Consider the following 12,535-nt stretch of genomic DNA (forward strand, 5'->3'; position numbering starts at 1 on the left):
AGGCTGCCTGCTGTCGTATGCTGCGGCATTCCTGAGCGACCGCTTTGACACCCCCTATGCAAAAGGCCGACTGGTCGGTTTGGGCCGGGCATGTCGGGTGGTCCCCTTGGACGGGGTAGCGGGCGCGTGCTGCACTGTGCCAAGGCTCAACGGCCCCTCGCTGACCGATGCTGCGATAGGGTCGAGCTTCAGCTTCTGAAGCTTCAACGCGGCAAGCTGCTGTATGGGCAGACGTCCTCGTCAAATGGCACGTGGCGTTGTCGGAACTTCGAACCGTCGATAACATCCGGTTTACTGATGCGGTCCATGCGGAAATGCCGGAAATCCGCGCGTACGGGGTCCCACGCCACCAGATACCACAGCGGAGGCAAGATCAGCATGGCCTGCGGTTCAACCTCGCGGACCGTCTGCCGGCCTTTGGCATCGCGATACTGAAACCTCAGGTGCAGGCGTTTCAGGAAAGCGGTCTCAAAGGTGGGCAATAGATCGGGGTCGATCGATCCCACGTCCGACAAGTCCTGAAGCGGCGAAAGTCTCCCGACGTGCAGGCAGTCCAGAAAACGGCGCAGATCGCGCACTTTTTCCGGTGGCAGGGTCTTTTCGATCTTTGCAAGTCCGGCATCCGCGATGCCCGAGAACGGAAGGTGTCCGGCCGCGCGCATTGCGGCCACGCTGATCAACAGGGCAAAGACCTCGGCCACAGCAAGCCGCGCGGTTGTCTGCATCGATTGTGGATCGAGTTGCAGGCCGCCGCCGCGTCCAGGCTCTGAGTGAATGACGAACCCTTGGTCTCGCAGGGCGCCGATGTCGCGCAGCACCGTGCGCCGCGAGGCGCCGACCTCTGTCGCAAGGGCATCGACGGTCGCGGTCCCCGAGCGGCGCAGGTGACGGACGATGGTATCATGGCGGGTACGAATGTTCATGTGATCAGCATAGCATGAATGGTGCCAATTTCTGGCACCATTTAGTTCTACGAGTGCTGCATGGACACCAAAAAGGAGAATTTGCCATGCAACGCACTGCCGTCAATCCGTGGGACTGGTCCCTGAAACTGGGCTACAATCAGGCCGAGATCATCGAAGGCGCGACGCGCCAAGTCATTTGCGCCGGTCAGACCGCCGTTGATGCGGACGGCAACCCGCAGCACCTCGGCGATATGCGCGGCCAGATCGGTCTGGCGTTGGACAATCTGGCAGCGGTCCTAGAAGGCGCGGGCATGGACCTGAGCCATGTCACCCGACTTGGCATTTATGCGACGGATGTGGATGAGGCGCTCAAGAACTTCGATCTGCTGGGGATGCGGTTTGGTGCGGTGCGAAATGCCCCGCCGATGACCTTGCTCGGCGTGACACGGCTGGCCATTCCGGGCCTGCTGTTTGAAATTGAAGCCACCGCCTGCGCCTGACGCGATTGGAAAGCTGTGGTCGCCGTTCAGCCCGCAATGCCGAGCTGCGGCTCCACAGCCGCATCGGCGGCCTTGAACAGAAGAAATTGCTGCGCGATAGCCGACTGGCCGCTTCGGTGATACGGCAGCGCGGCATGCTGACCGTACTGACCGACCGCAAAGGGCCGGGTGTGTCGCACACCACGCCCATGGCGCGCAACGTTACAAGCCCCGCTCCCAACCTCAAGCCGCCGCTTGATGCGCGCGCGTCACACGGCCGCTGTCTTGAAATGCTGCGCACGCATTGCCGCGACGGCACCGTGGGTTCTACCCTTGCGTACGAGGCATCCCTTACGCCGCGACAGGATCACTATCTCCGAGAATGCATCCTGGCTCAGGCCGCGCACCATCGGCCAGCAGCGCCGCGCACCAGTTCTGTTTGTTGACATCTTTCGGGCGAACCTGATTATGAGGGGACAACTCTTGGGGTAGCAGGGTCAATCACTTCGTAATATCCTGGGGCAGTCCTGAAATGATCATGAAGGTTTCTCCGGCCTGAGCCTTTCGCATAATTCACTTATTGCGAGGGACTATTTTATAGGTCTATAGTGCAAGGGGGGGTCAGGAAGGGAACAAGGTGGCAGGCAAGAAGGCGAAGCAGTTGAACTGGAGCGCTGAGCAGCGCAACGCATTCATCGAGTTCCGGGTGTTCTGGCATGGTCGGATAAACCGCGCTGATCTGATGGACACTTTCGGCATTTCGCTGCAGCAGGCATCGCTGGACCTCACGCGCTACTCCGAGCGTTGGAAACGCAACCTTGCTTACGACAAGCGCCAGCGCGCTTATGTGCGCGGCAAGGCGTTCAAGCCGCGCTTCATGACCCCCAGCGCTGAGGAATATTTCGCGCAACTGCGCGCGGTTGATCAGGGCCTTGTCTCGCGAGATCAGAGCTGGATCAGCGTGTTTCCCACCTTCGCGGCGACGCCGATACCGGCGCGCGGTGTCACACCTGAGACCCTTCGCGATGTTCTGGCCGCGATCCATGCGCCAGCAGCGCTTGAGATCACCTACCAGTCCATGTCGCGCCCCGAACCCAGCCTGCGCTGGATCGAGCCGCATGCGCTGGCTTTCGACGGGTTCCGCTGGCATGCGCGCGCGTTCTGTCAGAACGATCAGGTCTTCAAGGACTTCCTGCTGTCGCGGATTGTCGAGGCCGGCACGCAAGGCCCTGTCACGGCAGATCCGCAGGCCGATGCCGACTGGCACAGCGAGGTCGTGCTGGAGATCGGCCCGCATCCTGATCTTTCACCTACCCAGCGTCGCGCCATCGAGATGGATTATGGGATGGAAGAGGGCAGGGCGCAGATCCGGGTGCGGCAGGCGCTATTGTTTTATGCGCTCAAGCGGTTGGGGCTGGATACGGATCCGGCTGCAAGGCGGCCGCAGGATCAGCAGATTGTGTTATTGGCGCAGTCAGAGGTGCCATCAATGCGACCACCGGATTAACCAGCGTGGTTCCGATGAAATCAACACCTCTTTTCAACAGGTCGCACCATGTCATTTTTTGAAAAACCCATTCTGAACTCCCCATACCTGATGCCAGTGCGTCACTGGGAGATGGATGATGAGGGGCGGCCAACGGATCGCGTAATCGAGAGTAGGCGGCGTTCTGAGTTGATATCTGCCATGCCGCAGGCCAAGAGCAAGAAATCCGGCGGCACCCAGTCCGAGATGGAACTGAGCGCGAAGGGTCTTGAGGGGCTGGGCGTCGAGTTCAACGTCACCGAATTCGTCAATGAAATCCGACGTGAGGTCGATGTCTGGCGCCTGCTCCCCAATCCCAGTCAATGGCAGGTTTCGCCTGTCACGCAGCGGCTTCTGACGCATTGGCGGTCCTTGCAGGTTGATGAAAGTCAGACAATCCGGCCATTTTTCTGCCAGTTGGAGGCGGTCGAGATCGCGATCTGGCTTGCAGAGGTTGCGCCGAAACTTGCGCGGGGCAAGCGGTTTCGGGAGCGGCTGGAAGCTGCCAATAACAGCGCGAATCCCGATCTGTTCCGTATCGCCCTGAAATTGGCGACTGGGGCAGGCAAAACCACTGTCATGGCTATGTTGATTGCCTGGCAGGTGCTGAACGCTGTGCGTGCGTCGAACTCGAAGAATTTCACGCGCGGATTCCTGATTGTCACGCCCGGCATCACGATCAAGGATCGTTTGCGGGTGTTGCTGCCGAATGATGCGGACAATTACTACCGGCGCCTCAGTCTGGTGCCTGGCGATCTGATGCAGGACATGCAGCGCGCCAAGATCGTGCTGACCAACTACCATGCGTTCAAGCTCCGCGAGAAAACCCAGATCGCCAAAGGAACGCGCGCGGCACTTGAGGGGCATGGTGACAGTGTCGTGACGCTGGAGACCGAAGGCCAGATGATCCAGCGCGTGATGTCCGATCTGTCAGGCTTGGGCAAGATCGTGGTCATCAATGACGAAGCGCATCATTGCTACCGCGAGCGACCTGAAGCCGAGGTGGAAAAGCTGACCGGGGATGAACGCAAGGAGGCCGAAGAAAACCGCGAGGCCGCGCGCTTGTGGATCTCCGGGATCGAGGCGGCGAAGCGGCGTCTCGGGCTCCTGGCCGTGTATGACCTCTCGGCCACGCCTTTCTTCCTCGCGGGGTCTGGCTGGCCAGAGGGCGTGCTGTTCCCTTGGGTGGTCTCCGACTTCTCTCTGATGGACGCGATTGAATGCGGAATCGTGAAATTGCCGCGCGTTCCTGTGGCAGACAACCTGCCGGGTCAGCCTGAACCGCTCTATCGAAATCTGTGGAAGGCCATCGGGAAGAAGATGCCCAAAAAGACCAAGGGTGCGCTTCCTGATCCGCAGAAGCTGCCACTGGAATTGAAGACCGCGATCGATGCGCTTTATGGCCATTATGAGAAGACCTTTGCCCTGTGGGAAAAAGAGCAGGTGGGAATTCCACCGGTCTTCATTCTGGTCTGCAACAACACCACCAATTCCGAACTGCTGCGCGACTATATCGCCGGGTATGAGCGCACGGATGCCGATGGCAATCTTGAAACTGTCCATGGAAAATGCGGGCTCTTCTCGAATTTTTCGACCGATGGGGAGCGGCTTTCTCGCCCGCGCACTGTGCTGATTGACAGCGCCACGTTGGAAGCAGGCGGGGATGTCGACAAATCCTTCCGCGACGCGCATGCGGCCGAGATCGAAGCGTTCCGTCGTGAACAGGCGGAACGCAACTTGGGCGGCGATATCGCGGATGCCGACATCCTGCGCGAGGTGATGAACACGGTCGGCAAGAAGGGGCGTCTGGGCGAGCAAGTGCGCTGCGTTGTCTCAGTCTCGATGTTGACCGAGGGCTGGGATGCAAACAATGTCACTCATATCCTCGGCCTTCGCGCTTTCGGCACCAAGCTGATCTGTGAGCAGGTGATAGGACGCGCCCTGCGCCGCCTGTCCTATGATGTCGATGATGAAGGGCTGTTCCGAACCGAATATGCCGATATCATGGGCATCGATGGGCTGAACTTCTCCGACGGGCCGCGTGTGGCTCCGCCGCAGCCGCCGCGTGACATTGTTAGTGTCCGCGCTCTCACGCCCGAACGCGACGCGCTGGAAATCACTTTCCCCCGTGTGCAGGGCTACACTGCCGATCTGCCGCCAGACCGGCTGGATGCCGATTTCTCGAACCTCGAAACCTACGTCCTGACCCCGGAAAAGGTCTCGGCCACGGTCGTCACCATGCAGGGCATCGTTGGCGCATCGGAAAAGCTGACGCTCGACTACCTCAAGGTGCAGCGCAATTCGACCATCGCCGCCAATATCGCCAAGCACATGATCTTCGAGAAACTGCGTGACGCCAACGAGGCTCCGCGCATGCACTTGTTCCCGGCGGCCAAGCGCATCGTCAACCAGTGGCTGAATGAGGAGCATCTCGTTACCAAGGGCGGCACCATGCCGGCGCAGCTTCTCTATCGGGAACTCGCGGATGAGGTCTGCGACATCATCTTCGGGGCGCTGATCGACAAGCCAGGCGGTGAACGCATCCTGCGTGCGGTGCTGGACCCTTACAACCCAATCGGCTCCACCCGGGATGTGAGCTTCAACACCTCGAAGACCACGCGGTATCATCCGCGCCCGGATAAATCCCAAATCAACTGGATCATCACCGACAGCGATTGGGAGGATAAGCTGGCCGCCACCATCGAGGATCACCCCCGCGTTTCGGCCTATACCAAAAACCACAACCTCGGCTTTGAAATCCCCTATCTGGTCGAAGGATCACCCCGTGCCTACCGCCCCGATTTCCTGATCCGGCTGGATACCCCCGAACCCACCACCCTGATTGTCGAGGTCAAGGGTTTCCGCGGCCATGATGCCATGCTCAAGGCCGACACGGCCCGCAACAAATGGGTGCCCGCGATCAACCGGCTGGGGCGCTTCGGGCGCTGGGGCTTTGCCGAGCTGCGATCTGTGCATGACTTCGGCCCCGAACTTGACGCGGCCATTGCCGAACTGCTGCAGGGGGAACCAGCATGACCGACATCCGCTTTGATCGTCTGACCGACCTGCCGCTACGCGATGCTTGGCGGCATGAGGCGCTGGATTTCACCCCATGGCTGGCCCAGAATATTGATCACCTGTCCGACTCCATCGGCATGCCCCTGGAACTGACAGGCACCGAAGTCGCGGTAGAAAGCTTCAGCGCCGATATCCTCGCCCGCAACCCGATGGATGACAGCGTCGTGCTGATCGAGAACCAGTTGGAGACCACCGATCACACTCATCTGGGTCAGATCATGACCTATCTGGCGGGGCTGGAGGCGCAAACCGTCATCTGGATCGCGCCGCAATTCCGCGAGCCGCACTTGTCGGCGATCCGCTGGCTGAACCAGCACACCGCAGACGGGTTTTCCTTCTTCGCCGTCAAGGCGCGCGTGGTGCGCATTGGCGACAGCCCCTTTGCACCCATTTTCGAGGTGGTCGAAAAACCCAACGATTGGGAACGCCGCATCCGCGAGAAGGAACGCGCCACCAAGCAACCCGACCCAAATTCGGATAACCGCCATGCATTCTGGTCGGCTTTGGGCAAGGCGCATCCGGACCTTGAACGTCATGGCCCGATTGCCAATCGAACCTGGAATGCATGGGTGCGCCTCTGGGATGACCCGGAGATCAACCTGTCGCTGTTTCTGGGCAACGACATGTGCGGGTGTTTCCTGCGCGGGGGCCGCAGTGCTGATCCTCAACTTCTGGATACGGCCCTTGGTGATCACGCCACACGGATCATCGCAGCCACAGGTGCCACGCAATGGAGCAGTGGCAATTCAGGGCACTTCGCCGTCAGCCGTCACTCCAAAAGCTATCTCGACCAAAACAACTGGCCAGCAATGATCGACTGGCTGGCCGCAGAGCACGACCGTTACCGCGCGGTTGTCGAACAGATTATGCGGGGTGAGCGCTGACCATGATCCTTGTGGCCACAAAAAACTTGAAATCCGGTATGGCTTATGACCATATGACATGCATCCGCCCCTCGGCAGTAAGCACCGTTCCTCGTGATCTTGGACAGTGCCGATCCCTTGGGGCTTTTTCTTTTGGATGGCCCGCATGAACCGGGTCGCCATTCTGATTGACGGGGGTTACCTGCTCAAACGGCTGGGCAGTGTCAGGCCGAACACCGACACCAGCGATGCAAATGCCGTCACCGGCGATATCGCGCGGCTGATTTCCTCGCATCTGCACCAGATTAACAAGGTGGCCCGCGCGCCCCATCCGCGCAGCCTGCTATACCGCGCTTTCTACTATGATGCCCGCCCCTATCTGGACAAAGGGCATCTGCCGATCAGCAAGCGCAGCATTGATTACGCCAAAACCGATATCGCCAAATTCCACACCACTTTGCACGACAACCTGCGCAAAATGCCCAATATGGCCGTGCGGCTGGGCGAGGTGCGCCGCGATCCTGACAGCTTGTGGGAATTGAAACCCGCCATCCTGCAAGCCCTGCTCAAGGGCACGCGTGACTTTGCCACGCTGACCGACACCGATTTCCGCCCCACCTTCCGCCAAAAGGCGGTGGATATGCGCATCGGGCTGGATATCGCCTCGATCACGCTGAAACGGCAGGCCGACACGATTGTGCTGGTCGCGGGCGACAGCGATTTCGTGCCAGCCGCGAAACTGGCCCGCCGCGAGGGGGTCAAGATCGTGCTTGATCCGCTGTGGCGGCAGGTCGATCCGGGATTGTTTGAACATATTGATGGGCTGTTCAGCGGGTTCAAAAACCCTGCGCGCCCCACGGCCTTGCCAGAGGATGACCAATGACCGACCGCAAAACCCCCGTCGCCCCAAAGGGGCGCACTCAAATCGACCCCATCACCCACCCGGACAAGCGCGCCAATATCCCCACGCCGGAACTGGCGCCGATGATGGACCCGGCGGATGCCAAGCCGATCAAGGCCGCCTACCGCTTACGCAACCCCGATCTGGACCCGCAGATCATCTGGCGCGGCAAGGATATTGATCAGGCCGCGGTCACCGCCGATGCGCCGCCCATTTACCTGCAAGAACAGGTTCACCCCAAGGCCATTATTGAGGACCTGCGCGCAGGAAACAAGCGCAATGGCGAAGGGGGCGGGGCGGATCTGTTCGACCATTTCGGCGTGACCGATGAGGACCGCGAGGCCGAGGTCGAATTCTACCGCCATTCCACCCGCTGGTCCAACCGCATGATCCTGGGCGACGGGTTGCAGGTCATGGCGTCGCTGGCGGAACGCGAGGGGCTGAAGGGCCAGGTGCAGGCGATCTATATCGACCCGCCTTACGGGATCAAATTCAACTCCAACTTCCAGTGGTCCACGACCAGCCGCGATGTGAAGGATGGCAATCTGGATCACCTGACGCGGGAACCCGAGCAGGTAAAGGCCTTTCGCGACACATGGCGCGATGGCATCCATTCCTACCTGCAATATCTGCGCGACCGGCTGGTGGTGGCGCGGGAATTGCTGACCGACAGCGGGTCATGCTTTGTCCAGATCGGGGATTAGAATGTCCACCGCGTGCGCGCGCTGATGGACGAGGTGTTCGGGGAGGAGAATTGGATTAGTGATATTATCCTGACAAAAACGCCGGGACTCACAGCTGAATATATTGCATCAACCTCGGATTATATAATCTGGTATTCTAAGAGAAAGCCGAACCTCAAATATCGCGCTCTGTTTACTGAAAAAGGTTTTGGAGGTGAGGGTTCAAAAAAATATGATAAGGCCGTTGATTCGAGTTATCTCCCCTACGCACTTTCTTCGGAGCAACGCTCTGGTGTGCAAACTGTTCCTGATAGTATAAGAGTTTTCCGACACGGAGACTTAACTTCGCAACGCCAAGGACGCGACAATTCTGAAGCTGGAGCAATGTCGTTTCAGTATGCAAGAAATGGCGTCAGTTTTCGCCCAGCCCGAGGCCGGGGTTGGAGCACAACGAAAACAAACATGGATCGTCTACTTTTTGCAGATCGAATTGACATAACAGGAAAAAACCTAAGCTATCGACGATTCTTGAAGGATTTTGCAGCGTTTCCCAAGACCAATATTTGGGACGATATTGGCGGCATTCAAAGTCGCGCAGATCCGAAAGTTTATGTCGTTCAGACTGCTGTGGAAACAGTGAAACGCTGCCTCCTCATGGCCACCGATCCCGGCGATCTGGTGCTCGACCCCACTTGCGGCTCTGGCACCACCGCTTATGTCGCCGAACAATGGGGCCGCCGCTGGATCACGATTGACACCAGCCGCGTGGCGCTGGCCCTTGCCCGCGCGCGGATCATGGGCGCGAAATATCCGTGGTATATCCTCGCCGACAGTCCCGAAGGGCAGCGCAAAGAGGCCGAGGTGACACGCGCCAGCCCCGCGACACACCCCACCTATAACGACATCCGCCACGGTTTCGTCTATGACCGCGTGCCACATATCACCCTGAAATCCATCGCCAACAACACTGAGATCGACACGATCTGGGACAACCTGCAACCGGCAGTCGAGGGTGCCCGCGCCGCCCTGAACGCCGCCCTGTCCGGCCACCCTGCCCCGTTCGAGGTGCAAACCGGCGGCCGCAAGGGTGTGGAAATCGACTTCACCGCCACAGGCGAGGTTGAATTGCCCAGCGGCGAGATGGCCCCCGCAAATGGCTTCATGGAATGGGAAATCCCCCGCGACGCGCCGGACGACTGGCCGGCGGCTGCCAAGGACGCCCTCGCCCAATTCTGGGAGGCCCGCATCGCCCGCCAACGCGAAATCGACGCCAGCATCGCCGCCAAGGCGGAGTTCGAATTCCTCTATGACAAACCCTTCGAGGACAAGAAGCGCATCCGCGTGGCCGGGCCGTTCACAGTGGAAAGCCTGTCGCCCCACCGCACGCAGGCGGTGAACGAATATGGCGAATTGATCGACGAACACGACGCTGCCCAAGGCAAACGCCAAGGCGCGACCGAGGCCGAAAACTACCGCGCCGCGATGCTGGAAAACCTGTCCAAGGCCGGCGTTCAGCAATCGGGCCGCGACGATGCGATCAAGTTCACCAGCCTCGTGCCATGGGCCGGCGACTGGATCAGCGCCGAAGCGCGATACATGGAGGGCGAGGTAGAGCGCCGCGCAGGCATCTTCATAGGCCCCGAATACGGCACCGTGCAACGCGCCGATCTGGTCGCCTGCGCGCGTGAAGCCGCAGATGCGGGCTTCGACATCGTCATCGCCTGCGCCTTCAACTTCGACGCCCACACCGCCGAGTTCCGCAAACTGGGCCGGTTGCCGATCCTGCAAGCCCGGATGAACCCCGACCTGCATATGGCGGGCGATCTGAAAGCGGGGGGCGGCAACTTGTTCGTGGTCTTCGGCGAGCCGGATATCGAGCTGCGCGAGGAAGGCGGGATGTATCGGGTCGAACTGCGCGGCGTGGATATTTTTAAGCCCGCGACGGGGCAGGTGGTGGCGAGCGAGCCGGATGATATCGCGTGTTGGTTCATCGACACGGATTACAATGAAGAGTCGTTCTTTGTCCGCCACGCGTATTTTCCGGGAGCCGAGGTGCCTTACAAGCAGTTGCAGACAACCCTGAAAGGCGAGGTGGATCAAGAGGCGTGGGATAGTTTGAAACGGACGGTTTCACGCCCGTTTGCGCGGCCGAAGTCCGGGCGGATCGCGGTGAAGGTGATCAACCATCTGGGGGATGAGGTGATGAAGGTGATGGGGGTTTTATAATGGGAAAACAGCTAATTCCGTTAACAGTGTTGGAATCGCTTGAACCGTTGCCCTTTGAGTTACCAGAATTTTCCATGCCGTCGCCTCCCTTTTCAAAGGGCCAGCGGCCTGAGGAGTATACACTCGACTCCTTGAAGAAAATTGAGTCAGCGTCGACATCCCGAACTGATCTATTCCGGAAGTACGTTCTTGCTATCGAGGAATTAATCCAGACACCGGTGCCCTACGTGTTCCGGACGTCGGATGGAACAATTCGCTCCATGGACGCGGGCTGTTTGGGCTTTTGCACGAACCGAAGTAGTCCCTATTTCCGCGTTCTGCTTAATGAACGCGGTTTTATTGAAGCCGTCGAAAGCACATCGGAATGCGATGGCTTGCGCCCCGTTATCCCCAAACTCGTCGCCGAGATACGTCAGAAATGACCTTCCGCATCGCTGACACCTTCTCGGATGCCCTCGCGCGCCTGACTGCGCAGGAACAGAAAGCCGTCAAGACAGCGGCCTTCGATCTGCAAATGAACCCCGCCACTCCGGGCTTGTCAATGCACCGCGTCGACCGTGCGCGCGACAAGGGGTTCTGGACCGCGCGCGTCAACAGCGACATCCGGCTTGTGCTGCACAAACAGGGCGGCGATACGCTGCTAGCATGGGTCGGCCATCACGACGATGCCTATGCCTGGGCCGAAACCCGCCGCATCGACACCCACCCGCGCACGGGTGCCGCGCAGATCGTGGAAATCCGCGAGACCGTGCAAGAGGTGGTGATCCAGCGCTATGTCGAAGAAGCCATCCGCCTGCCGCGCCTGTTCGAGGGTGAGGCGGATGAGGTGCTGCTGTCTTGGGGCGTGCCCGAGGATTGGCTGGACGTGGTGCGCGATGCGACCGAGGACACGGTTCTTGATATCGCCAGCCACCTGCCTGCCGAGGCAGCAGAAGCCATCCTGCAAGCCGCAACCGGAACCCGCCCCGCGCCTGTGGCAGTGGCCGCTGGCACAGACCCCTTCGCCCACCCCGATGCAGGCCGCCGCTTCCGCGTGATGGAGAATGTCGAAGAATTGCGTGCGGCCCTTGATGCGCCATGGGAACGCTGGGCCGTCTATCTGCACTCTGCCCAGCGGGAGTATGTCGAGCGTGATTTCAACGGCCCTGCGCGCGTGATCGGCTCTGCCGGGACTGGCAAGACGGTGGTGGCGCTGCATCGCGCGGTCAGGCTGGCACAAGACCCCGAGGCGCGGGTTTTGCTGACGACATTCAACGCGCGTCTGGCTGAAGCCTTGGCCCGCAAATTGCCCCTGCTGGCCAGTGAACAAGTCTGCGCGCGTGTCCATGTGAGTGCGCTGGGTGATGTGATCCGCGACCTTCATGCGCAGGCGTTCGGACCTAGTGAGTTAGTATCCGAGGACAGACTGACGGAGCTGCTGACGCAGGCGATCGAGAAGACAAATGCACCGCTGTCGGTCGAGTTCTTGCGCGATGAATGGTCGTTGATTGTCGATGCGTGGAATGTGCGTGATTGGGACAGCTATCGTGACCTGCCGCGACTTGGCCGCAAGGTGCGACTACCCGCTGCGCGACGCGAGGCCGGGTGGGGCGTATTCGAGGCCCTGCGCATGGCCCTTGTTGAACAAAATCTTAAGACTGAGGCGCAATTGGCGCATGATCTGGCGGCCTCCGGCGGGCTCTCATTTTCATATGCGATCGTCGATGAAGCTCAGGACATTTCAGTGCCGGAACTCATGCTTCTCGGGCAAGCTTTGGGAATGGCGGAAAACGGACTTTTCTTCGCAGGTGATATCGGCCAGCGCATTTTCCGTGCGCCATTTCCTTGGGCTGCAACAGGGGTCGAGATCAGGGGACGGTCCCGCAGCCTCAAGGT

General features: G+C 59.8%; 11 protein-coding genes. 10 read left to right on the plus strand and 1 reads right to left on the minus strand.

Annotated elements, in window-relative coordinates; all coding sequences use genetic code 11:
* Positions 1 to 199, plus strand: a 199-nt coding sequence (locus ACTZWY_RS18820) for a hypothetical protein (protein ID WP_444792249.1), incomplete at its 5' end; no start/stop codon positions are given.
* A 4-nt stretch (positions 200 to 203) separates the two neighbouring features.
* Here ACTZWY_RS18820 and ACTZWY_RS18825 read toward each other — a convergent pair.
* On the minus strand, positions 204 to 923 hold the full coding sequence (locus ACTZWY_RS18825; protein ID WP_444792250.1) for a helix-turn-helix transcriptional regulator: 720 nt from the start codon (positions 921 to 923) through the stop codon (positions 204 to 206).
* An 86-nt stretch (positions 924 to 1,009) separates the two neighbouring features.
* Here ACTZWY_RS18825 and ACTZWY_RS18830 point away from each other — a divergent pair, with 86 nt between their 5' ends.
* The 9 genes from ACTZWY_RS18830 to ACTZWY_RS18870 form a co-directional block, all read left to right on the plus strand.
* The gene (locus tag ACTZWY_RS18830; protein ID WP_228655282.1) at positions 1,010 to 1,405 is read left to right on the plus strand and encodes a RidA family protein; all 396 of its coding nucleotides are present in this window, start codon (positions 1,010 to 1,012) and stop codon (positions 1,403 to 1,405) included.
* A gap of 5 nt (positions 1,406 to 1,410) precedes the next feature.
* On the plus strand, positions 1,411 to 1,830 hold the full coding sequence (locus ACTZWY_RS18835; protein WP_444792251.1) for a hypothetical protein: 420 nt from the start codon (positions 1,411 to 1,413) through the stop codon (positions 1,828 to 1,830).
* Between the two features lie 191 nt (positions 1,831 to 2,021).
* The gene (locus ACTZWY_RS18840; protein ID WP_444792252.1) at positions 2,022 to 2,891 is read left to right on the plus strand and encodes a WYL domain-containing protein; all 870 of its coding nucleotides are present in this window, start codon (positions 2,022 to 2,024) and stop codon (positions 2,889 to 2,891) included.
* Positions 2,892 to 2,939: 48 nt separating this feature from the next.
* Positions 2,940 to 5,945: a BPTD_3080 family restriction endonuclease gene (locus ACTZWY_RS18845; protein ID WP_444792253.1), complete on the plus strand. Its 3,006-nt coding sequence runs from the start codon at positions 2,940 to 2,942 to the stop codon at positions 5,943 to 5,945.
* Positions 5,942 to 6,871 (plus strand): hypothetical protein, encoded by a 930-nt coding sequence (locus ACTZWY_RS18850; protein ID WP_444792254.1) that lies wholly within the window; start codon positions 5,942 to 5,944, stop codon positions 6,869 to 6,871. Before ACTZWY_RS18845 ends, ACTZWY_RS18850 begins: the two co-directional genes overlap by 4 nt.
* 145 nt (positions 6,872 to 7,016) lie before the next feature.
* A complete protein-coding gene (locus ACTZWY_RS18855) occupies positions 7,017 to 7,733 on the plus strand; it encodes an NYN domain-containing protein (protein WP_444792255.1) in 717 nt (238 codons plus the stop codon).
* Positions 7,730 to 8,455, plus strand: coding sequence for a hypothetical protein (locus ACTZWY_RS18860; RefSeq protein ID WP_444792256.1), 726 nt, complete (start codon positions 7,730 to 7,732; stop codon positions 8,453 to 8,455). Before ACTZWY_RS18855 ends, ACTZWY_RS18860 begins: the two co-directional genes overlap by 4 nt.
* 12 nt (positions 8,456 to 8,467) lie before the next feature.
* Entirely contained in the window at positions 8,468 to 10,660 is a 2,193-nt protein-coding gene (locus tag ACTZWY_RS18865) for a DNA methyltransferase (protein ID WP_444792257.1), read from the plus strand.
* A 418-nt stretch (positions 10,661 to 11,078) separates the two neighbouring features.
* Positions 11,079 to 12,535, plus strand: a 1,457-nt coding sequence (locus ACTZWY_RS18870; protein WP_444792258.1) for a UvrD-helicase domain-containing protein, incomplete at its 3' end; no start/stop codon positions are given.

Origin of the sequence: Roseinatronobacter sp. NSM, from assembly GCF_052379845.1 — a bacterium.
Lineage (GTDB): Bacteria > Pseudomonadota > Alphaproteobacteria > Rhodobacterales > Rhodobacteraceae > Roseinatronobacter.